At 71.7% G+C, this 21,384-nt stretch carries 14 protein-coding genes; 7 read left to right on the forward strand and 7 right to left on the reverse strand.

Annotation, left to right across the window (positions count from 1 at the left end; all coding sequences use genetic code 11):
- Positions 1 to 59: 59 nt before the first annotated feature.
- The 4 genes from GQQ95_RS12495 to GQQ95_RS12510 all read right to left on the reverse strand — a co-directional run bounded on the left by GQQ95_RS12495 (position 60) and on the right by GQQ95_RS12510 (position 5,741).
- On the reverse strand, positions 60 to 845 hold the full coding sequence (locus GQQ95_RS12495) for a trimeric intracellular cation channel family protein (protein ID WP_157428001.1): 786 nt from the start codon (positions 843 to 845) through the stop codon (positions 60 to 62).
- 89 nt (positions 846 to 934) lie between these two features.
- Complete coding sequence (locus GQQ95_RS12500; RefSeq protein WP_157428002.1) at positions 935 to 3,268, reverse strand: arylsulfatase; 2,334 nt, start codon at positions 3,266 to 3,268, stop codon at positions 935 to 937.
- Positions 3,269 to 3,350: 82 nt separating this feature from the next.
- Entirely contained in the window at positions 3,351 to 4,193 is an 843-nt protein-coding gene (locus GQQ95_RS12505; RefSeq protein ID WP_170297053.1) for an alpha/beta hydrolase, read from the reverse strand.
- A gap of 606 nt (positions 4,194 to 4,799) precedes the next feature.
- Positions 4,800 to 5,741: an alpha/beta hydrolase gene (locus GQQ95_RS12510; RefSeq protein ID WP_212275429.1), complete on the reverse strand. Its 942-nt coding sequence runs from the start codon at positions 5,739 to 5,741 to the stop codon at positions 4,800 to 4,802.
- 253 nt (positions 5,742 to 5,994) lie between these two features.
- Between GQQ95_RS12510 and GQQ95_RS12515 the strand changes: the two genes are divergently transcribed.
- From GQQ95_RS12515 to GQQ95_RS12540, 6 genes are all read left to right on the forward strand, one after another.
- Positions 5,995 to 7,440, forward strand: a complete 1,446-nt coding sequence (locus tag GQQ95_RS12515; protein WP_157428004.1) for a pyridoxal phosphate-dependent decarboxylase family protein — start codon at positions 5,995 to 5,997, stop codon at positions 7,438 to 7,440.
- A complete protein-coding gene (locus GQQ95_RS12520) occupies positions 7,437 to 8,939 on the forward strand; it encodes a lysine N(6)-hydroxylase/L-ornithine N(5)-oxygenase family protein (RefSeq protein ID WP_212275431.1) in 1,503 nt (500 codons plus the stop codon). Before GQQ95_RS12515 ends, GQQ95_RS12520 begins: the two co-directional genes overlap by 4 nt.
- Complete coding sequence (locus GQQ95_RS12525) at positions 8,936 to 9,529, forward strand: GNAT family N-acetyltransferase (protein WP_157428005.1); 594 nt, start codon at positions 8,936 to 8,938, stop codon at positions 9,527 to 9,529. Before GQQ95_RS12520 ends, GQQ95_RS12525 begins: the two co-directional genes overlap by 4 nt.
- The gene (locus tag GQQ95_RS12530; RefSeq protein WP_157428006.1) at positions 9,526 to 11,463 is read left to right on the forward strand and encodes an IucA/IucC family protein; all 1,938 of its coding nucleotides are present in this window, start codon (positions 9,526 to 9,528) and stop codon (positions 11,461 to 11,463) included. The genes GQQ95_RS12525 and GQQ95_RS12530 overlap by 4 nt, the downstream gene beginning before the upstream one ends.
- Positions 11,464 to 11,495: 32 nt before the next feature.
- Positions 11,496 to 13,679 carry a penicillin acylase family protein gene (locus GQQ95_RS12535; RefSeq protein WP_157428007.1) on the forward strand — a complete coding sequence of 728 codons (2,184 nt, stop codon included), beginning with the start codon at positions 11,496 to 11,498 and terminating at the stop codon, positions 13,677 to 13,679.
- A gap of 99 nt (positions 13,680 to 13,778) precedes the next feature.
- Complete coding sequence (locus GQQ95_RS12540) at positions 13,779 to 14,399, forward strand: GNAT family N-acetyltransferase (RefSeq protein WP_157428008.1); 621 nt, start codon at positions 13,779 to 13,781, stop codon at positions 14,397 to 14,399.
- A gap of 119 nt (positions 14,400 to 14,518) precedes the next feature.
- Here the strand turns inward: GQQ95_RS12540 and GQQ95_RS12545 are convergent, their stop codons facing one another.
- On the reverse strand, positions 14,519 to 16,018 hold the full coding sequence (locus GQQ95_RS12545) for an arylsulfatase (RefSeq protein ID WP_157428009.1): 1,500 nt from the start codon (positions 16,016 to 16,018) through the stop codon (positions 14,519 to 14,521).
- A 157-nt stretch (positions 16,019 to 16,175) separates the two neighbouring features.
- Between GQQ95_RS12545 and GQQ95_RS12550 the strand changes: the two genes are divergently transcribed.
- Complete coding sequence (locus tag GQQ95_RS12550) at positions 16,176 to 17,069, forward strand: formylglycine-generating enzyme family protein (RefSeq protein WP_157428097.1); 894 nt, start codon at positions 16,176 to 16,178, stop codon at positions 17,067 to 17,069.
- Between the two features lie 53 nt (positions 17,070 to 17,122).
- Here GQQ95_RS12550 and GQQ95_RS12555 read toward each other — a convergent pair whose 3' ends face one another.
- Positions 17,123 to 19,021, reverse strand: coding sequence for a threonine/serine exporter family protein (locus GQQ95_RS12555; protein WP_157428010.1), 1,899 nt, complete (start codon positions 19,019 to 19,021; stop codon positions 17,123 to 17,125).
- A 125-nt stretch (positions 19,022 to 19,146) separates the two neighbouring features.
- Positions 19,147 to 21,276: an acyltransferase family protein gene (locus tag GQQ95_RS12560; protein WP_170297054.1), complete on the reverse strand. Its 2,130-nt coding sequence runs from the start codon at positions 21,274 to 21,276 to the stop codon at positions 19,147 to 19,149.
- Positions 21,277 to 21,384 lie beyond the last annotated feature (108 nt).

A 21,384-nucleotide genomic window follows, 5' to 3' on the forward strand; every position in this document is an offset into this window, starting at 1 on the left:
CATCCGGGGATCTCACCGGCACCCGGGGACGCCGGCCGGCGAGGACCGGGCAGTCGGGGCTATGACCCGGGCGTGGACTCGTCGACGCTGAGACCGAGGATGCGCAGCTCCTCCTGCGACTTGTGCGCGAGCTTCCGGCCGAGCAGGGGGCGGCGGTCGGCGTGGATGTGGAGGCCGGCGGGCTCCTTCGAGAGCGGTTCCTCCCACCCGCGGTACAGGGCGAGGATGCGGAAGGTGAACCCGACGGCGAAGGCGATCAGCACGGTCGCCCAGTACGGGAGCCCGGTCATCTCGTCGAGGAGGATCCAGACCAGGCCGGTTCCGGCCGCGGTGGCCACGAACCACTCGCTGCGCACGAACTGCTTGGGCGGCACGCCGCTGACCACGTCGATCAGGAACCGGCCCGCCGTGCTCGCGATGACGGCCATCGCCAGCGCGCCGAGGATCGGGTAACCGGCCTCGGTCGCCTTCTGCGCACCGATGATCGCGTACCACGGCAGCGAGAACGAGGTCATGAACTGGAAGAGTCCCTCGCGGAAGAACTGGCCCTTCGCGTAGGCGATGAAGTAGCCGACCACGCCGGCGAGCACGCAGAGGGTGATGTACGCCGGGTTCATGAACGCCGACGGGGCGACATCGAGGATCACGTCGCGACTCACCCCGCCGCCGATGCCGCCGAGCAGCGCCATGAGGATGATGCCCACGAACGTGAAGTTTCGGAAGTGGTCGGGTCGCCGCGCGAGGATGCCGCCGTTGAGGGCATTGGTCGTCGCCGCGATGAGATCGACGAGCGTCGCCGCGCCGAGGAACGTCCACGTGCCGAACGTGAGATCGATGGGATGCATGGCCCGGACCCTTCAGCTGTGTCAGTCTCGGTGCGCTGCGGGAACGGGCCCGGCCGCATGATCGCGACCGGGCCCGTTCCATGCCACGCCTACTCGCGCGAGAGCATCGCCGCGGCCTCGAGCTCGAGGTCGCGGTACTGCTCGCCGCTCACGTCCACGGCGACGCCCAGCAGCTTGCCGCCCGTGAACGGGAACGGGTTGCGGTACTGGCTGCTCACCGGGTCGGCGCTGTCGAACCCGACGCAGAGGCCGTCGCCGCAGAGCGTGAACTTGCCGATCTGCGCCCGCATCGGTCCCTCGGCCACCACGGCGTCGTCGACGTAGAGCTTCGCCGTGCCGATGGACTCCCCGTGCTCCCCCGCCGACTCCCGGATGAACTCGAACCCGAGGGTATGCGGCCCGGGCGTGAGCTCCTCCGACGTGAACGTCTGCTCGGGCGGGATGCCCAGGAAGTTGTAGACGTAGGTGAGCTTGCGGTCCTTGATGAACAGCGAATGACCGCCGAAGCGGGAACCGTGGGCGAAGATCACGCCCTCCGCATCGGCATCGATCACCACGTCGGCGATGATCTTGTACGACCGGCCCCGAACGTTGACCGCCACGCTCTCGGGAATGGCGGCCGCACCCGGGTAGTACACGTAGCGGTCGCGCAGCGGCTCGGCCTGCGGCCGTTGGATCGACGTCAACGCGACCGGACCGCGGTCGTCGAGCGGCAGCACGTCGTTCGCCTCCGCCTCCTCGAACCAGGCGTCGATGAGTTCCTTGAGCTTCTCGGGATGCTCCACCGCGAGGTTCTTGGACTCCGAGCGGTCTTCGGCGACGTGGTAGAGCTCCCACTCGTCCTGGTCGAAGTGGCCGCGGTCGCTGATCGGCGCGTGGATGGCCGCGGCCTTCCACCCGTCCTTCCAGATGCCGCGCGTGCCGAGCATCTCGTAGTACTGCTGCGTCTTCGTGGTCGGCGCCTCGGGGGCCGCCTCGAAGGTGTAGCGCATCGAGACGCCGTTCAGCGGGAGCTGCTTCACGCCGCGGTAGACGTCGGGCATCTCGAGGCCCACGGCATCGAGGACCGTCGCGACGATGTCGGTCGAGTGGTGGTACTGATGCCGGATCTCGCCCTTCGCCTCGAAGCCCTTCGGCCAGTGGATCACCATCGGGTCGCACGTGCCGCCCGAGAACTGCGCATACCGCTTGAACATCTGGAACGGCGTCGAGAACGCAGCGGCCCATCCGGTCGGGTAGTGGTTGTAGGTGTCGGGCGAACCGAGCCGGTCGAGCATCGCGAGGTTCTCGGCGAGGTCGTCGGGGTACCCGTTGAAGAACTTGTTCTCGTTGACCGACCCGTTGGGCGAGCCCTCCCCCGATGCGCCGTTGTCGGCGCAGTAGAAGATCAGGGTGTTGTCGAGCTGGCCGGTCTCCTCGAGGTAGTCGATGATGCGGCCGACCTGGGCGTCGGTGTACTCGCTGAAGCCGGCGTACACCTCCGCGAAGCGGGCGAAGAGTCGCTTCTCGTCGTCGTTGAGCTCGGCCCAGGGGCGCACGAAGTCTGCGGGGCTCGCGGCATCCTCGGGCATCGGGTTCAGCGGCGTGAGCGCCGTGCCCTCGGGCATGATGCCCTTCTCGATCATGCGACCGAGCACCCACTCGCGGTAGGCCTCGTAGCCGTCGTCGAACGCGCCCTTGTACTTGGCGATGTACTCCTCGGGCGCGTGGTGCGGAGCGTGGTTGGCACCCGGGCAGAACCACAGGTACCAGGGCTTCGACGGGTTCGACGCCTGCTGGTTGTGCAGCATGTGCAGCGCCTGGTCGGCGAGGTCCTTGGACAGGTGGTAGCCGTCCTCGGGCGAGTAGGGCTGGTCGATGAAGTGGTTGTCCTCGACGAGGTCGGGGTACCAGTTGTTCGTCTCGCCGCCGAGGAACCCGTAGAACCGGTCGAAGCCGAGCTGCACCGGCCACATCGAGCGGCTGCCGCCCGGGGCGTTGTCCTCCTCGGGGACGTTGTGGTCCTTGCCGACCCAGAAGGTCGAGAATCCGTTGTCCTGGAGGACGTGGCTGATCGTCGCGCACTCCTCCGGCAGGCGTCCGGCGGCTCCCGGGAAGCCGTCGGTGGCCTCCATGATCGTCGCGGCCCGGTTCAGGTGATGGTTGCGTCCCGTGAGGAACGTCGACCGGGTCGGCGAGCACAGCGCGGTCGTGTGCCATTGCGTGTAGGTCAGGCCGTTCTGGGCGAGCCGGTCCATCGTCGGCATGTTGATGCGCCCTCCGTAGGGCGACCAGGCGGCCATGCCGGTGTCGTCGTAGAGCACGATGAGAACGTTCGGAGCTCCCTCGGGCGCCCGCTTCAGCTCGTAGGGCTTCCAGTCGGGAACGGAGTCCCGAACGTCCAGACTGATCTTGCCCGCGAACTTCGCGCGTTCCTCCGTCATCAGCACACCCCTCTGTTCTGTGGGGGCACCCACCGCCCCCTCGCTCAACCTAGCCCCGTTGCCTCGCGAGCGGGAGGGGCAATCAGCGACTGCTCAGTGAACGTTCCGTCACCCGGCGGGCGAAGGCCATTGCCCGTTCGAACAGGGCGTCGAGGTCCACGACGGTCGCGGATCCGGGGGCGACGACGAAACGGTGACCGGCCCCGTCGATGAGGTCGAACTGCACCTCGCCGCCGGCCCGTCGCAGCTCGGCCGCGAGGAGGGCGCCCTGCGCGGGCGGCACCGAGGTGTCGGCCGTGCCGTGGGCGATCAGGAACGGCGGCAGCGTCAGGCCGGCGGCGACGGCCGGTGCGACCTGCCGGGCGGCGGATGCCGCGACCGCGGCGTCCGTGCGCCCGGCGATCGTGCCGCCGAGCCAGCGCCCCTCGGCGCACTCGGGGTCGTCGAGGCGGCCGAGGTCGACGCCGAGGGCGGGGATGTCGGTCGGGCCGTACCAGTCGATGACGCCGCGGATGGTGGCATCCGCCCGGCCGGAGCGCGGCGAGAGGCCGACGAGGGCGGCGAGCGCCGCGCCGGCCGACTCGCCCCAGAGCACGACCCGGTCGGGATCGAGCCCGAGGCCCGGGCCCTCGGACGCCACCCAGCGCACGGCGGCGGCGACGTCCTCGACCTGGGCCGGGAAGACCGCCTCGTCGCTCAGCCGGTACTCGACGGAGGCCACGGCGAACCCGGCCTCGGCCATGCGCTCGAAAGTCCGCTCGACGTCGGGCCCGAACTCGTGGCGGGTGCCGGTGCGCCATCCGCCGCCATGGACGAAGACGATGACGGGCAGGGGCGCCGCCGGGGCGTCGGGCACGGCCGCGGGCAGGTGCAGGTCGAGCCGCAGCGGGCGGCCTCCGGCCTCGGCGAAGACGAGTTCACGCACGCCACGATCCTGCCACCGCCCGCCGCGGACGCATATGGTCGCTTCAACGCGGCCGAAGCGACCATATGCGTCCGAGCTGATGCGTCGGGGCCGGCGCAGAGAACTCGAGGCACAGCAACCCGCCTGGAGACGACGTCGGCCCCGCGACATCCGAGCGGATGCCGCGGGGCCGACGCGTCGCGAACGCGAGCGCTACAGGCTGAGCCCGTGCCCGAACCGGAAGAGCGGGTCCTCCGTGTCGAAGGGCACGTCTTCACGGCTCGCCTCGACGGCGGCCATGCTCGACGGCAGGTCGAAGGGCAGCTTGCCGAGCGGCGGTCGCCGCCGATGAGGCGGCCCGTCTCGCCGCGGCGTGGGACGGCCTGCAGCTCATCTCGGTCTACCTCCCGGGGAGGTTCGACCTCCCGGCGGTCCTCGAGGCGCACCTCGACCGGCTTCGCGGGCGCGCGCCGGCGGCCTCGCTGGTCCCGGCATCGGTCGGCCCCCCGCTCTTCCCCGTGGGCACGCCCGACGACGTCGGCTACGCGCCGGGGCGCGCGCGTCGGCTGCAGATCATCACCGACGCCTCGACCCTGTTCGCGAGCCTCGCCGCCCACCTCGCGTCGCTCAGGCGCTGACCGCCAACCGCTCGGCGAGCCAGGCGCGGGCGCGGCCGAAGAGCCCCTGCGCGAGCTCGGACTGCGAGCCCCAGACCTCGAAGCCGTGGGGCGCGGCGGGAACCACCTCACTCGTCACGTCGACGCCGGCGGCTCGCAGCCGCTCGGCGTAGGCCGCGTCCTCCGCACCGAAGAGCTCGACGTCGGTCCAGTAGGTCCACACGGGCGGCAGGCCGGAGAGGTCCGTGCGGCGTGCCGGGGCCGCGTACGGAGGCACGTCTGCGGCGCCCGGTTCGGTGCCGAGGTACGAGCGCCATCCGACGAGGTTCGACCGGTTGTTCCAGACGAGGTGGGTGCGCGCGTCGAGGTCGCGGTTCGCGGCGGTGCGATCGTCGAGCATCGGGCAGAACAGCAACTGGGCGGCTGGCTTCGCGCCCTCATCGTGGAGCCGCTGCACGAGCGCCGCCGCCAGTCCGCCGCCCGCGCTCGCCCCGCCGATCGCGATGCGAGCTGGATCGACGCCGAGCTCCGCGGCCCCGTCGCCCACCCAGGTCCATGCGGCGTGCGCGTCGTCGAGAGCTGCGGGGTACGGATGCCGCGGGGCGAGCCGGTAGTCGACCGAGATCACGATCGCACCGGTGTCCCGCGCGGTCTCGCCGCAGAAGCGGTCGTCGCCCGCGGCGGAGCCGAGCACGAGCCCGCCGCCGTGGATCCAGATGAGCGCCGACCCGTTCGGCTGCGCCGGCGTGAAGATGCGCAGGCCCGCGTGGCCCGCCTTGGCCTTGCGCCGCTCGACGCCGTCGACGTTCGCCCCGGGCGCGAGCTTCGAGGCGCGGCCCATCAGCCCGAGCACGAACGCATTCTCGAGGTTGAGCGGGGGCACCTTGCCCAGCGGCTCGTGCAGGGTCGGGTCGATCTCGGTCAGCGCCATGGGCGTGGTCGAATCGGTCATCGTGCTCCTCGGGCTCGGTCGGTCGGCGGGGGGTCGGACCGGCGATGAGCACATGCTAGATCGAGTGGGGGCACATGCATATGCATGCGCCGACACGCCGATCCTCACGAATTCCGGAAACGACCGCTGACCGGCGGCTCGAGCGGTGCAGAAGCCTCGAACGAGGGCGAATTGTTGCGTCAGGTTTGACGCGGTGAAATTAGGTAAGGCTATGCTAACCCCCGGCCTATCGACCGACTGGGGAGCCGAAGACATGCATCTGCTGACACGTTCGACCGTCACCGACTACACCGAACACCTCGACCGGGCCACCGGCCTCGTCGCCTCGCGCGTGGCCTCCGTCCGGCAGCCGTTCTCCGGTGCGAGCAGGGCAGAGCTGCAGCGCCTCGTCGACGCGGTCGACCTCGAGTCGGCGGGCGTGGGCACCGCAGAGGCCCTTCGCGAGGTCGACGGGCTCTTCCTCGAGCACGCCGTCTGGTTCCACGAGCCGTCGTACGCCGCGCACCTGAACTGCCCGGTCGCGCTGCCGGCGGTCGCCGCCGAAGCGATCCTCGCCGCGGTGAACCCGTCCGTCGACACGTACGACCAGTCGACGGTGGGCACGCTCATGGAGCGGCGCCTCGTCGAGTGGACCTCGCAGCGCATCGGCTTCGCGGCAGGCGACGGCGTGTTCACCTCCGGCGGCACGCAGTCGAACCTGCACGCACTGCTCCTCGCCCGCGAGTGGGCCCTCGCGGAGCACGGCGGGTCGCGGGCCGAGGTGCTCCCCCGCTTCAACATCCTCGCGACGGCGTCGAGTCACTTCAGCGTCGAGAAGTCGGCGCTCATCCTCGGCCTCGGCGACGACGCCGTCGTCGACGTCCCCGACGACGGCGAGGGGCGCATGGATGCCGCGGCGCTGGCCGCCTCCCTCGCCGCGATCCGCGCGGCGGGCCGCATCCCGATGGCCGTGGTCGCGACCGCCGGCACGACCGACCGCGGCGTGATCGACCCCGTCGACGCGATCGCCGAGCAGTGCGAGGCGCACGGCGTCTGGCTCCACGTCGACGCCGCGTACGGCTGCGGCCTGCTCGTCTCCCCTCGCCACCGCGGGCTCATCCGGGGCATCGAACGGGCTCGCTCGGTGACGGTCGACTTCCACAAGAGCTTCTTCCAGCCCGTCTCCTCGAGCGCGATCGTCGTGCGGAAGCCCCGCGACCTCGCGGCCGCGGCCTGGCATGCCGACTACCTCAACCCGGTCGAGAACGAGGAGCCGAACCAGGTCGACAAGTCGCTGCAGACCACCCGGCGCTTCGATGCCCTGAAGCTGTGGACGACGCTGCGGGCGATCGGCGCCGACGGCCTCGGCGAGATGTTCGACACGATCATCGAGCTCGCCGTGCAGGTCGGCGACGAGATCGACGCGGACCCCGAACTCGAACTCGTCGGCCGCTCGCAGCTCAGCACGGTGCTGTTCCGGGTCCGTCCGGCCGGCGTCGACGTGGCCACGCAGGACGCCCTCGTCGCGCAGGTACGGCGCGTGCTGTTCGAGTCGGGCCGCGCGCTCGTCGCGAAGACGGTCATCGACGGGCGCCCCTGCCTGAAGCTGACGCTCCTGAACCCCACGACCTCGGCGGGCGACATCCGCCGGGTCCTCGAGCTCGTGAAGGATGCCGCGGCCGCCCTCGTCGAGCTGCAGGACGTGGAGGTCGTGGCATGAGCGCGACCCGACCCGCCCGCGTGCACGACGTCGTCGGCATCGGCATCGGCCCGTTCAACCTCGGTCTCGCCTGCCTCGTCGAGCCGCTCGCCCTGGACGCCGTCTTCCTGGACCGCGTCGAGGGGTTCGCCTGGCACCACGGCATGATGCTCGACGGCGCGACGATCCAGGTGCCGTTCATGGCCGACCTCGTGACCATGGCCGACCCGACCTCGCCGTTCTCGTTCCTCAACTGGCTGAAGCAGAGCGGGCGCCTGTACCCCTTCTACATCCGCGAGAGCTTCTACCCCCTGCGCGCCGAGTACGACGCGTACTGCCGCTGGGCGAGCGAGCAGCTGCCGTCGCTGCGGTGGGGCCGCGACGTCATCTCGGTCGAGCACGACGAGGCGAGCGACACGTACACGGTGAGCGCCCTCGACCTGGCGACCGGCGACCTCGAGACGTACACGGCACGGCACGTCGTGCTCGGTGTCGGCACGACTCCGACGATCCCTGCGGCGCTGCGCGACCTGCCGGGGCTCGTCGTGCACAGCTCCGACTACCTGCCGAACCGCGACCGCCTGCGCGCGACCGGCTCGATCACCGTCGTCGGCAGCGGGCAGTCCGCGGCCGAGGTCTACCGCGACCTCCTCGGCGGCGCGCGCGACGGCGGCTACGACGTCGACTGGATCACGCGATCGCCGCGGTTCTTCCCGATGGAGTACACGAAGCTCACGCTCGAGATGACCTCGCCCGAGTACACAGACCACTTCCACGGCCTGCCCCTGCCGCTTCGCCAGCGGCTCGGCCGCGAGCAGCGCAGCCTCTACAAGGGCATCTCGGCCGACCTGATCGACGAGATCTACGACGCCCTCTACGAGCTCAGCGCCTCCGGACCGGTGCCGTCGACCCTGCTCACCGACACCGAGCTGACGGATGCCGCGTGGGACGGAAGCCGGTTCCGCCTCCGCCTCCGGCACGCGCAGCTCGACGCCGAGCACGAGCGCGAGACCGAGGCGATCGTCCTCGCGACCGGGTACTCGGCGCAGGTCCCGGCGTTCCTCGACCCGATCCGCTCCCGGCTCGACTGGGACGACCTCGGTCGCCTCGACGTCGCCCGCGACTACAGCATCGACGGCGGCCGCGGCCGCGTCTTCGTGCAGAACGGCGAGGAGCACACGCACGGGCTCACCGCGCCCGACCTCGGCTTCGGCGCGTGGCGCAACGCGCAGATCATCGCGAAGGTCTGCGGGCACGAGATCTACCCGCTCGAGCGGCGCATCGCGTTCCAGGAGTTCGGGGTGCCCGCGAGCGCCGCAGGGCGAGCGGATGCCACGACGTCGGGGTCTCGATACGGCGCTGGCGCGCCTACTCGACCACCGGGGGCGGGCGCTGGCGCGCCTACTCGACCACCGGGGGCGGGCGCTGGCGCGCCTACTCGACCACCGGGGGCGGGCGCCGGGGCGCCTACTCGACCACCGGGGGCGGATGCCGTGCTCGCGCAGGAGGTGCTGCGATGAGCGCGGTCGCCGACTACGAGATCGAGCTCCGCCCGGCCGACGCGCGCCTCGACGCGCCCGTCGTGCAGCGGTGGCTGTCGCATCCGAAATCCGCCTTCTGGGGCATGCAGGACCTCGGCGTCGAGGAGGTGGCCGACTACCTCGCGGAGGTCGTGACGCATCCGCACCAGGACTCCTGGATCGGCACGGTCGACGGCGAACCGGCGTTCCTCGCGGAGACCTACGACCCGGCGGCCGTGCTGCTCGTCGGCATCCATGACGCCCGCGCGGGCGACCTCGGCATGCACGTGCTCGTCGCTCCCGCGGACGGCCACGCCAGGCACGGGCTCACCGACGCGGTGTTCGCCGCCGTCATGCGCTGGTGCTTCGAACACCTCGGCGCCGAGCGCGTCGTCGTCGAGCCCGACGTGCGCAACGACCGCATCGCGGCCAAGAACGCCCGGGCCGGCTTCCGGGTGCTCGGCGAGGTCGACGTACCCGAGGGCGAGCACGTCAAGCGCGCGAACCTCTCCGTGTGCACGCGCGCCGACTTCGCGGCATCCGCCCTCGGCACCCTTCCCGACTTCGCACGACTCGGAGCACGCGCATGACCCGCACGAACCCCGCCGTCCACCTCACGCCCGCCGCGATGGAGGTCGCCCAGCGGCACCTCGTCGCCAAGGCGATCGCCGAGTTCACGCATGAGCGGCTGCTCGCACCCGAGCCCTTCGGCGGTCGAGGAGGCGCCCCGGCGCCCACCCCCGGCGGTCGAGTCGGCGCGCCCGCCCTCACTCCCGGCGGTCGAGTAGGCGCCCCGGCGCCGTATCGAGACCCCGCCTCCGCTCGCTCCTGGCGCCTCGCGCTCGACGGCGGCCGGGTCGAGTACCGCTTCGACGCCGACCGGTTCGCGCTCGAGCACTGGGTGCTCGACGAGCCGACGCTCGAGCGGTTCGTCGACGGCACGCCGACCCCGCTCGACGCGCAGGCGTTCATCATCGAGTTGCAGCCGCTGCTCGAGATCCCCGACGCGCTGCTCGCCACCTACCTCGAGGAGATCGCCTCGACCCTCGCCTCCAGCGCGTTCAAGCTCGTGCAGGGCGGGCCGACCGCCGCCGAGCTCGCGCGCGCCGACTTCCAGACGATCGAGGCCTCGATGACCGAGGGGCACCCGGGCTTCGTCGCGAACAACGGCCGGATCGGCTTCGGCGTCTCCGAGTACTCGGCGTTCGCGCCGGAGGCCGGGCGGCCGTTCCAGCTCGTCTGGCTCGCAGCCCGCCGCGAGTTCACGCACTTCGCACTGGGCGAGGGGCTCGAGGCGCGCGCCTTCCTCCGCGATCAGCTGGGCCGGGCGCAACTCGACGCGTTCGAGGCGCGCCTGGTCGGAGCCGGCCTGGACCCGGCCGACTACCTCTTCCTCCCGGTGCATCCTTGGCAGTGGGAGCACCGGGTCGCGATCACGTTCGCGCCCGACCTCGCGAAGCAGAACCTCGTCTTCCTCGGCGAGGGCGAGGACCGCTACCTCGCCCAGCAGTCGCTGCGCACGATGTTCAACGCCGACGACTGGAGCCGCGACTACGTCAAGACGGCGCTCGCGATCCAGAACATGGGCTTCCTCCGCGGCCTCTCCCCCGCGTACATGCGCGTCACGCCGGCGATCAACGACTGGGTCGCCGAGCTCGTCGGCGCCGACGAGACCCTCGCCGACGCCGGGTTCCGCGTCCTGCGCGAGCACGCGTCGATCGGCTACACCGGCGACGCCTACCACCGCACGCAGACGGTCTCGCCGCATCGCAAGATGCTCGCCGCGCTCTGGCGCGAGAGCCCCGTGCCGAAGCTCGCGCCGACCCAGCGCCTCAGCACGATGGCGGCGCTCCTGCACCGGGACGCCGCAGGCGACTCGGTCGCGAGCGCGCTCGTCGCGGCATCCGGACTGCCTGCCGCCGAATGGGTGCGCGCGTACCTGCACGCGTACCTCCGCCCGATCGTGCACTGCCTGCGCGCCTACGACCTCGCGTTCATGCCGCACGGCGAGAACCTGATCCTCGTGCTCGAGGACGCCGCCCCGGTCGGGGTCTTCATGAAGGACATCGGCGAGGAGGTCGCGCTGCTGTCCGCGGATGCCGGGCGCTCGGTGCCCGAGGACGTGCGACGCATCATCGCCGACGTCGATGACGCCGAGAAGGCCCTGGCCGTCTTCACCGACGTGTTCGACGGCGTGCTCCGGCACCTCGCGGGGATCCTGCACGTGGACGGCACGCTGCACGAGGACGAGTTCTGGGCGCTCGTCGCCGAGTGCGTCGACGAGCACGAGGCGCAGCATCCGCAGCTCGCATCCGGCATCGACCTGCGCGCCGAGGCCTTCGCGCACTCGTGCCTGAACCGCCTCCAGCTGCGCAACACGCTCCAGATGGTCGACCTGACGAACCAGTCCGAGTCGCTCATCTACGCCGGCGAGATGCCGAATCCGATCGCGCGGTCGCGCCGGTTCGAGCGGGTGCCGGCGTCGGATGCCGCAGCGGTCGCTCCCTCGACGGCGAGCGCGTGACGGCGCGATGACGCGAGGGCTACGGTGAAGGCGTGATCCGGCGGCCGGTGCTCGCCCGCGACGATCGCGGCATCCCGCACGTTCGCGGCCGCGACGTGTTCGAACTCGCGGCCGCGCAGGGCGAGGTCACGGCGCACGATCGCGGATGGCAGGTCGAGGTCGACCGGCGGCGGGCCGAGGGCACGCTGGCAGCGCTCATCGGCGCGGCCGGACTCGAGTGGGACGTGTTCGCCCGGCGCGCGCGCCTCGACGACACCGCGCGTCGGGCGTTCGCAGCGCTCGGCGACGAGGATCGGGACTTCGTGCTGGCCTACGTCGGCGGCGTGCGGCGCGGCATGCGCGAGGTCGGCGGGCAGGCCATGGAGTTCGGCGAGCTCGACGACCTCTTCGGCGACCCGGCCCCGCTCGACGACTGGCCCGACCACGCGCCGCTCGGCATCCTGCACGTGGCGCATGCGCTGTTCTCGTCCTTCCCGAACCTGCTCTGGGCGGAGCACGTCGCCCGGACCCTCGGCGAGGCGTGGGTCGACGTGCTGACGGGCGGCGACGACGTCGAACCCGCATCGGGCAGCAACGCGTGGGCGCTGCATGGCTCGCGGACCGCGTCGGGCCTCCCGATCCTCGCGGGCGACCCGCACCGCATCTTCGAGCTGCCGGGCGTCTACCAGCAGGTCGGGCTGGCGTGCGACGAGTTCGACGTGATCGGCCTCGCCTTCCCGGGCGTGCCGGGCGTCGCCCACTTCGGCCACACGGGCCACGCGGCCTGGGGCATCACGAACGCGGTGGCGCACTCGGTCGACGTGTTCCGCGAGCGGCTGCGGCGAGTCGGGGCCGCCGCCGGCGCCCGCGGGCGCATCGAGGCACTCGGCCCTGAGGGCTGGCGCGAGACCTCCGTCGAGGTCTCGACGATCGAGGTGCGCGGGGGCGAGCCCATCGAGGTCGAGGCCATCGAGACCGAGCGCGGCACCGTCGTCACCGACCTCGTGCGGCGGCCCGACGGCGACTTCGACGCCTGGAGCGTGCGGATGCCGGCGCGAGCCGGATCCGACCTCGGATTCGCCGCGCTACTGCCGCTGCTGCGAGCCCGAACGGCCGACGACGTCGTCGCCGCCCTCGGGCGCTGGGTCGATCCCGTCAATCGGGTGCTGGCCGCCGACCGCGACGGCGAGGTCCGCTCCGCGACGGTCGGCCGGGCGCCCGACCGCAGCCGCAGCGAACGCCGCCTGCCCCTGGATGCGGCCCGCGCACGTCCCGTCGCGGACCGGCGGATGCCGCCCGCCGCCGCCGTGCGCACCCTGGCCGTCGACGCGAACGAGCGCCCCGACCGCGAGGAGATCGATCTCGGCCTGGCGTACGCGCCCCCGCACCGGGCGCGTCGTATCCGGGCCCTCCTCGATGAGGCGCCACCGGCGAGCCTGACGACCGACGACCTCGCGCCGATCTGGGGCGACGCCCTCGTCGGCGGACTGGAGGGCTGGCTGGCGCTGCTCCCCGCGGACGCGGACCTCGCCGGCCCCGGGCCCGACCGCCCCGCTCCCGAGGCGCTGCGGGTGTGCGACGAGCTCCTCGCGTGGGACGGCGTCATGCGTGCCGAATCCTCCGCTGCGGCTCGCTTCGCCGCATTCCGCGAGGGACTCGTCGCGGCCGTCGCAGCCCTGCCCGAACTCGCGCCGCTGCACGGGCCGCACGGATTCGGGGCGATCTACGACCCGTGGATGGGCGCCCGCGGGCGCATCGCCGCCGCACTCCCCGGGCTCCTCGACGCGCCGGCGCTCCTGCCCCTGCGCGACGGGCTCGTGCTCGCGGCCCTGCGTGCGGCCGCGGCCGAGCCGGACGAGGCTTGGGGGGACGAGCACCGGATGCTGCCGCTGCACGTGTTCGTCGACATTCCGGGCACGGCGGATCCGGGTCGGGGCCTCGGCGTCGCCCTCTCGGGCGACGGCGAGTCCGTGCGCTGCACGGGTTCGACGCCGGGCGTCACCCGACGCAGCTGGCGGGGCTCGGTCGCCCGCTGGGCATGGGACCTCGGCGAGCGCGACCGCAGCCGCTGGGGCGTGCCGTTCGGCGCCTCCGGCGATCCCGCATCACCGCACTTCGCCGACCAGCTCGACGACTGGGTCGCCGCCGACCCGCCCCGCGCCTCTCCCCCGGCGGCCGAGGTACGCGGCGCACCCTCGGCGGTCGAGGTACCCGGCGCACCCCCGGCGGTCGAGTAGCGAAGCGTACCGAGACCCCGCCCCGCGTCTCTTCCCCGGCGGTCGAGTAGCGAAGCGTATCGAGACCCCGACTCCCCCGACTCCCCCGAAAGGCACCTCATGACCGCAGCATCCGACGCACCCTCGCGCCCGGCATCCGACCGTCTCGCCACCGGTCGCCCCGGCGAGCTCGTCCACACCGCACTCGACCCGGCGCTCGGCACGATCGAGGTGTTCGTGCTCGACCCCGACGCCGACCTCGACGTGATCCACGGCTGGGTGACGCGGCCGCGCGCGCGGTTCTGGGGCCTCGGCGAGCTGTCCCGCCAGGAGCTGCGCGAGCTGTACGCCTACGTCGACTCGCTCGACACCCACCACGCGTTCCTGGTGGTTCGCGACGGCACCCCGGTCGTGCTGCTGCAGACCTACGAGCCCGAACACGACCCGGTCGGCGACTGCTACGACGTGCAGCCCGGAGACGTCGGGCTGCACCTGTTCATCGGCGACCGGGGCGCACCCGTCGCGGGCTTCACGACGCGCATCGCGCGGGTGCTCGGCGACTTCCTCTTCGCCTCACCGGGCGCCGAGCGACTGGTGATCGAGCCCGACGTGCAGAACGACGGCGCGGTCGACCGCATGCGCCTCATGGGCTTCACGCCCGGACCGGTCATCGAGCTGCCGACGAAGCAGGGCCAGCTCGCCTTCATGTCGCGCGAGCGCTGGACGGCACTGCGGGCCTGAGCGCCGCGCCGCCCGCCCCACCCCGACTCGGCGAGCGGTACGAGCAGCGGAACGAGCGGATGCCGCGAGCCGGCCGCCGACGAACGGGCAGCGCTCGCCCGCGGCATCCGCTCGCCCGGCTACGAACTCGACGCGACCGACTCGAGCTGCGCGAGCACCTGGTCGATCGTGAACGACGCGGGCTTCTGCCGCGCCGGGAACTCCTTCAGCGAGCCGACCATGCGCGCGACGTAGCTCTGCGCCGGGATGAACAGGAAGACCCGCTCCAGCATCCAGTCGTAGTAGGTGTTCGACGTGATGTCGGCGCGTTCGAACGGATCGGTGCGCAGGTTGAAGAGCTTGGGCGCGCGCAGCACCACCCAGGGGTCGAGCCACACCGCGAGCGTGCCCTGCGTGCGCTGCTCGAGGAACACGATCTTCCAGTTGTCGAAGCGCAGGGCGGTCAGGTCGCCCTCGTCGGACACGTAGAAGAAGTGCCGGCGCGGACTGGCGTCGGTCGCCCCCGTCAGGTAGTCGAGCTGGTTGTGCCCGTCGAGGTGCACCTTGTACTCGATGCCGTTCAGCTCGGCGCCCTCCCTCAGCCGGTCGGCGACGTCCGCGTCGCCCGCCGCGGCGAGGAGCGTGACGAACCAGTCATTGTGGCTCACGATGCCGTTGAGGGTCGTGCCCGCAGGGATGTGTCCGGGCCACCGAACCATCGCGGGCACCCGGTAGGCACCCTCCCAGTTCGAGTTCTTCTCGTTGCGGAACGGCGTCATGCCCGCGTCGGGCCAGCTGTTCATGTGCGGGCCGTTGTCGGTGGAGTACATGACGATCGTGTTCTCGGCGAGGCCGAGCTCGTCGAGCAGGTCGAGCAGGCTGCCGACGACATCGTCGTGGTCGAGCATCGTGTCGTGGTAGTTCGACTGCCAGCGCCCGGCCCGGCCCTTGCTCTCCTCCTTCGTGTGCGTGCGGAAGTGCATGTGGGTCGAGTTGAACCACACGAAGAAGGGGGCGTCCTCCTCGGCCTTGGCCCTGATGAAGTCGGATGCCGCGTCCCGGAACTCCTCGTCGCAGGTCTCCATGCGCTTCTTCGTGAGCGGGCCGGTGTCCTCGATGCGCTGCGTGCCGTCGGCGTTCGCCCAGGAGTGGATGACCCCGCGCGGGCGGAACTTCTCGCTGAAGCCAGGGAACTCCTCGTCGGTCGGGTAGTCGGGGTGCTCCGGCTCCTCCTCGGCGTTGAGGTGGTAGAGGTTGCCGAAGAACTCGTCGAAGCCGTGGGCGGTCGGCAGGTGCTCGTCGCGGTCGCCGAGGTGGTTCTTGCCGAACTGGCCGGTCGCGTAGCCCTGCGCCTTCAGCGCGGTCGCGATGGTCGGGTCCTCGGGCTGGAGGCCGAGCTTCGCGCCCGGCATGCCGACCTTCGTGAGGCCGGTGCGATAGGGGTTCTGTCCGGTGATGAACGCGGCTCGCCCGGCCGTGCAGCTCTGCTCGCCGTAGTAGTCGGTGAACTTCACGCCCTCGTCCGCGATGCGGTCGATGTTCGGCGTGCGATATCCCATCAAGCCGTCCGTGTAGGTGCTGAGGTTGGAGATGCCGATGTCGTCTCCCCAGATGATCAGGATGTTCGGCTTGTCTGACATGGATGCCCCTCCGTCGGTGTCGGGCGACCACGGCGCCACCCCAGGCCCATACAAGCATCCGCGCGACCGGCCGGGCCATGGGCGACGGCGGATCCCCAGTGAACGCCCGGCCGCGGGCCCTCGGCCGGCGGCTACGGTGGAACCCGTGACCGACGACATGGTGCTCATCGCTGGGGGAACGTTCCGCATGGGCAGTGACGAGTTCTACCCCGACGAGCGCCCGGTGCACGAGCGCACCGTGGCCGCCTTCCACCTCGACCGGTACCAGGTCACGAACGCGGAGTACGCCCGGTTCGTCGACGACACCGGCTACGTCACGGTCGCCGAACGCGAGCTCGACCCCAAGGCGTTCCCCGGGGCCGACCCTGCCGACCTTGTGCCCGGCGCGATGGTCTTCACGCCCACCGACGGCCCCGTCGATCTCCGCGACTGGCGCAACTGGTGGCGCTGGCAGCCGGGCGCCCACTGGCGTCGGCCGTTCGGACCTGACTCCGGCATCGACGAGCGGATGCGGCATCCGGTCGTGCACATCGCCTTCGAGGATGCCACGGCGTATGCGGCCTGGGCCGGCAAGCGGCTCCCCACCGAGGCCGAGCACGAGTACGCGGCCCGCGGCGGGCTCGACGGGGCCCGGTTCGCGTGGGGCGACGAGCCATATCCGGGCGGCGTGCCGCAGGCGAACTCCTGGATCGGCCATTTCCCGTACGACAACCAGGGTTGGGGCGATGCAGCGCCCGTCGGGTCGTACCCGGCGAACGGCTACGGCCTGTTCGACATGATCGGCAACACGTGGGAGTGGACGAGCGACTTCTACACGCCCAGGCACGTGCGCCTCTCGGACTCCCCCGTCGACCCCGGCAAGCGCGAGAACCTGCTCGCCATGGCGAGCGCGCAGGAGGGGTTCGCCGACATCCCGCATCGGGTGCTCAAGGGCGGTTCGCACCTCTGCTCGCCCGAGTACTGCCTGCGCTTCCGCCCCGCGGCCCGGTCGCCGCAGGCCGAGGACACGGGCATGTCGCACATCGGCTTCCGCTGCGCCCGCGACGCCTGAGGCATCCGGCACTCCACTCGCTGGAGGCGCGGGCGCGTCCGGCCGCCTGCGGCTCAGAGCACCGGTCGCCCGAGCCGGCTCGAGATCGCGGTGCCCGCGAGCACGCCCAGTGAGATGCCGACGATCGTCGACACCGTGGTGACGAGCGAGTCCGATCCCGAGGCGTCCCCGCCCAGCACGGATGCCACGCCGACGAGCCCGAGCGCACCGGGAACGAGGAGCCAGAAGGCCGGCATGAAGCTCACGAGCGCGGCCGGGCCCGATGGCCGGCGCGCGACGAGCACGGTCACTGGCGTCGCGACGAGCGCACCGATCAGCGCGGAGAGCACCCCGCCGAAGAACACCGCGCCGAGCACCTGCGCGCCGTACGCCACGTAGAGCACCAGCAGGATCCAGCCGAACGACGACCACGGCGCGCACTGGTACACGACGATGCCGACCCCGAACATCGCCACCGCGATCCAGGGGGCGACGATGCCGAGCGTCGTCGCGGAGGTCGAGACCTCGAGCGACGGGATGCCGACGAGGGCGCCCGCCGCCACGATGCCGACCGCGAGGAGCACGAGCTGCATGGCGCCCGCGGCGAGGCGCCCCGCGCCAGACAGCATCTGGCCGGTCGCGAGCTCGATGGATCCGACGGTGAGGAGGGCGCCAGGCAGGAGCACCACGAGCGGCGCGATGAGGGCCGGCAGCACGCCCGAGTCGAGGCCGAGGCGCAGCCCCAGCAGCACGACGAGCGCCACCCCGAACGAGATGCCGACCGTGAGCAGCGCCCGATACCGGCCCGACAGGCGTTCGCCCGCGAGCAGCACGGCCCCCACGCCGGCGCCGAGCAGCGCCGCGTACACGACGCCCGTCCACGAGGCGCCGAGGAGCACCGAGAGCCCGGCGCTGAGCAGCACGTACGCCGCACCGCGCTGCACCCGCGAGTACGGCGGCGGCATCGTCCGCATCCGGGCGATGCGGCTGCGGATCTCCGCCGGATCGGCCGACCCCGCCCGTGCGTCGTCGACGATGCGCTGCAGCTCGTCGACCTGGTGGAGCAGGAGGGCGCGTTCGCCGCTCGAGACGGCGCCCGTGCTCGTCACGCCCTCGCCCCGCGCCGAGACGAGCAGGGCGGTCGGGAAGACGATGATCTCCGTGCCGTCCACGCCGTTGGCGCGAGCGACGTCCTCGAGCGCCTGACGCACGGTCGCGACCGAGTAGCCGGCATCCGTCATCGCCTCGCCGATGTCCTCCATCGCGGCCTGCGTCGCCGCGGTCTCGGGTGCATCCGCCGTGGGGGTCGCGGTGGTGGCGACCGCACCGACCGACGTGGCTCCCGTGAGGATGAGGGCGCTGTCGCTGCGTGCCGGCTCCCGCCGTCGCGCGACCACGAGGATGCCCGCCGCGACCAGGAGCACGGCGGCCGCGATGACCCACGAGAGCACGGATGTCGCGGGGTCGGCAGCAGCGGGCGGAACGGCGGGCACCTGCGTGGGCGCCGGCGCTTCGCTGGGCGTGGGCGTCGGGGTCGGGGTCGGTTCGGCCGTCGGGGTCGGTTCCTCGGTCGCCGGCGACTCGGTCGGCTCGGCCGTCTCGGGGTCGGGCGACTCGGTGGGCTCGGGTGCCACGGTCGGTTCGGGGTCGGGCTCGGGCGTCGGGGTCGGGTCGGGATCTGGATCTGGATCGGTCGTCGGGTCCGGGGACTCGGGCGCGAGCGATTCGAGGGGCGTCGGCGTCGGATCCTCCGGCGCGGCGACCGTGCTCGCCGCTGTCCCGGCAGGGGCGGGCGCCGCCAGCGCCGCGGTCGGAGCGCTCAGCAGGGCGGATGCCGCGAGCGCGGCGCCGAACGCGGTGGCGGCCACGACCCGGGTGAATCCACCGAGCACGGCTCGCGCGCCGGAGCACGGCCGGCCTGCGGCATCCGCTCGCCGTTGCTCGTCCTGCGGCGTTGCGCCTGCATCCCCCACGTCGCCCCCGATCGGCCGCGCACCCCCGTGCACGACCCGCCTCCAGCGTAGGGCCGTACTCCGGCGACGGCCCGAGTCATCCCACCGACTCCTGACCGCCACGCGCGCGACGCGCACCGGGTCGGCTAGCCGAGACCCGGGACGGCGTCCTCGATGAACGGGCGCAGCAGTCTCGTGTACTCGACGTTGAGGTGGTCTCCGTCGAAGTACGCGGGCACGCCGCCGATCACCCCGTAGCAGCTGCCCTCGTCGCAGAAGTACGGCGTCGGATCGAATGCGATGACGCCGGGGTCTGCGCTCGACCGTGCTGCCAGCAGCATGGGATCCGGGGGCTGGGCGACGTCTCGGCCGACGGCGCACCGAAGCGGGTCCGACGCATTCAGCAGCACGCAATCCCGGTCCCGAACCGCCGCATTGAAGGGAGGATCACCGAGCACGACCACCGTCGCGCCCGCGGCCGTCCACCGGCTCCAGTACGCGGTCAGGCCTTCCGCGTACTGGATCTCGGCGGGTCGGCCGGTGCCGTCGTCGACGAGCTGCTTCCTGGTGAACGATGACGTGAAGACGTATGCGGGTCGTTCCCGTTCGATGTGCGCCGCCGCCGTCTCGCCCCACCGCATGCAGCGCTCGTTCTTGGCGTCGGACTTGTCCCTGCCGTACCCGGCGAATGCGACCTCGGCGGGCGGGCACCCGCCCAGGAAGCTGATGGTCAACCGCCAACCGTGCTCGCGGGCCATGTCGAACAACGCCCATTGCCACTGCTGTGCATGGGAGTCTCCGATGAGCCAGACGTCGGTCGCCGCGGCAGAACCGTCGGAGTAGTCGCAGACGCGAGTCGTCCGCTCATCTCCCGCTTCGAGCAGCGGAAGCAGGTCTCCGCACGCGTCGGGCGTCTGGTAGTAGGCGTTCCGCTCGCCCATCGCGACGACCTTCGCCGGGACGGCGAACGGGCTCTCGCACTGCGCGGCATCGGAGACCGCATTCGGTCCCTCGCAGGATTCCGCGGTCGGCGGGTCGGTCGGCACGGTGCGAGACCGCTCGTCCATCGCGTACCCCCACGCGATGCCACCGGACAGCACCGCGATGGCGGCCATGCCCGCCACCATCGCGCCGAACGTGCGTCGGGCCGAGGAACGCGCCCAGGTCCATCGCTGACCGGGGCTCTCGACGAATCGCCTGGTGAGCCAGGCGAGCACGAGCGTGGCGAGCAGGACACCGACCTTGTCGAGCGTGGTCATGGGCCGGAGGAGCACGAACGGCAGGATGACGATGAGGGGCCAGTGCCACAGGTACACCGAATACGAGACGTCGCCCAGCCATTGGACGGGCCTGAGCGAGGACACGCGCTCGTGGATCAACCGAGCTGCCGCACCACCGGCCGCGATGACGAGGAGCGTGCCGAGGACGGGCACGAGCGCCGCAACCCCGGGGAAGGGAGTCAGCTGGTCGAACAGGAGGGCCGACGCGAGGATGAGCGCGAATCCGAGAAGGGACGCGATCTCGGCGATGGCACGCGGGAGGCGCAGGCGGTGGGCTGCGAGTGCGAGGAGGGCTCCGGCCGCGAATTCCCACGCGCGCGTGAAGGTGACGAAGTACGCCTGGGCCGGTGACGACCAGGTCATCCAGATGCCGGCGACGAGCGAGATGACGCCGATGCCGGCGAGCGTCAAGGCGACGGCGGCTCGTCGTCGAGTGGGTGACGCCGTGCGTGCGGCCATCCAGGCGAGCATCATCGCGAGCGGCCAGATCAGGTAGAACTGCTCCTCCACCGAGAGCGACCAGTAGTGCTGAGCCACCGTCGCGGCGTCATTCTGTGCGGAGTAGTCGACGGAGAGCGCGGAGAGGACCCAGTTCTCGACGTAGAACGCACTCGCGGCGATCTCCGTCGCCGCCCGCGGCCACGAGATCATCGGCACCCACAGCATGGTCGCGATCGCGCCGAATGCGAGGACGAGGAGCGCGGCGGGAAGGAGCCGCCGCGCACGGCGAGCGTAGAACGCGCCGAGGCGGACCCTGCCGGTCGCGAACAGCTCGCGACCGAGGTGCGACGTGATGAGGAAGCCGGAGATCACGAAGAAGACGTCGACGCCCACGTAGCCGCCCGTGACCCGCAATGGCCAGAGGTGATTGAGGAGGACGAGCGAGACCGCGACCGCCCTCAACGCCTGGATGTCGGGTCGGAATGCGCGGGGCGCTGCCGGAGAGATCGACCCGGCCGAGGGTGCATCTCGAGCGGGGGTGAGGGAAGCCGTCATCGGGTGGGCCTTCGACGTGCTGTACGGACCCTGCGGAGCATCATCCATGCGGAGGCGCGCGATGCCCTGCCCTTGAAATTCCTCACCGCCCAAGTATCACGGCTGGCC

It is taken from the genome of Agromyces salentinus, assembly GCF_009749395.1.
Taxonomy (GTDB): domain Bacteria; phylum Actinomycetota; class Actinomycetes; order Actinomycetales; family Microbacteriaceae; genus Agromyces; species Agromyces salentinus.

Excerpts from the sequence above, each read along its gene's own strand:
- GQQ95_RS12495 (WP_157428001.1), bottom strand. The coding sequence starts at position 845 with ATGCATCCCATCGATCTCACGTTCGGCACGTGGACGTTCCTCGGCGCG.
- GQQ95_RS12500 (WP_157428002.1), bottom strand. The coding sequence starts at position 3,268 with ATGACGGAGGAACGCGCGAAGTTCGCGGGCAAGATCAGTCTGGACGTT.
- GQQ95_RS12510 (WP_212275429.1), bottom strand. The coding sequence starts at position 5,741 with ATGACCGATTCGACCACGCCCATGGCGCTGACCGAGATCGACCCGACC.
- GQQ95_RS12515 (WP_157428004.1), top strand. The coding sequence starts at position 5,995 with ATGCATCTGCTGACACGTTCGACCGTCACCGACTACACCGAACACCTC.
- GQQ95_RS12520 (WP_212275431.1), top strand. The coding sequence starts at position 7,437 with ATGAGCGCGACCCGACCCGCCCGCGTGCACGACGTCGTCGGCATCGGC.
- GQQ95_RS12525 (WP_157428005.1), top strand. The coding sequence starts at position 8,936 with ATGAGCGCGGTCGCCGACTACGAGATCGAGCTCCGCCCGGCCGACGCG.
- GQQ95_RS12530 (WP_157428006.1), top strand. The coding sequence starts at position 9,526 with ATGACCCGCACGAACCCCGCCGTCCACCTCACGCCCGCCGCGATGGAG.
- GQQ95_RS12540 (WP_157428008.1), top strand. The coding sequence starts at position 13,779 with ATGACCGCAGCATCCGACGCACCCTCGCGCCCGGCATCCGACCGTCTC.
- GQQ95_RS12545 (WP_157428009.1), bottom strand. The coding sequence starts at position 16,018 with ATGTCAGACAAGCCGAACATCCTGATCATCTGGGGAGACGACATCGGC.
- GQQ95_RS12550 (WP_157428097.1), top strand. The coding sequence starts at position 16,176 with ATGGTGCTCATCGCTGGGGGAACGTTCCGCATGGGCAGTGACGAGTTC.
- GQQ95_RS12560 (WP_170297054.1), bottom strand. The coding sequence starts at position 21,276 with ATGACGGCTTCCCTCACCCCCGCTCGAGATGCACCCTCGGCCGGGTCG.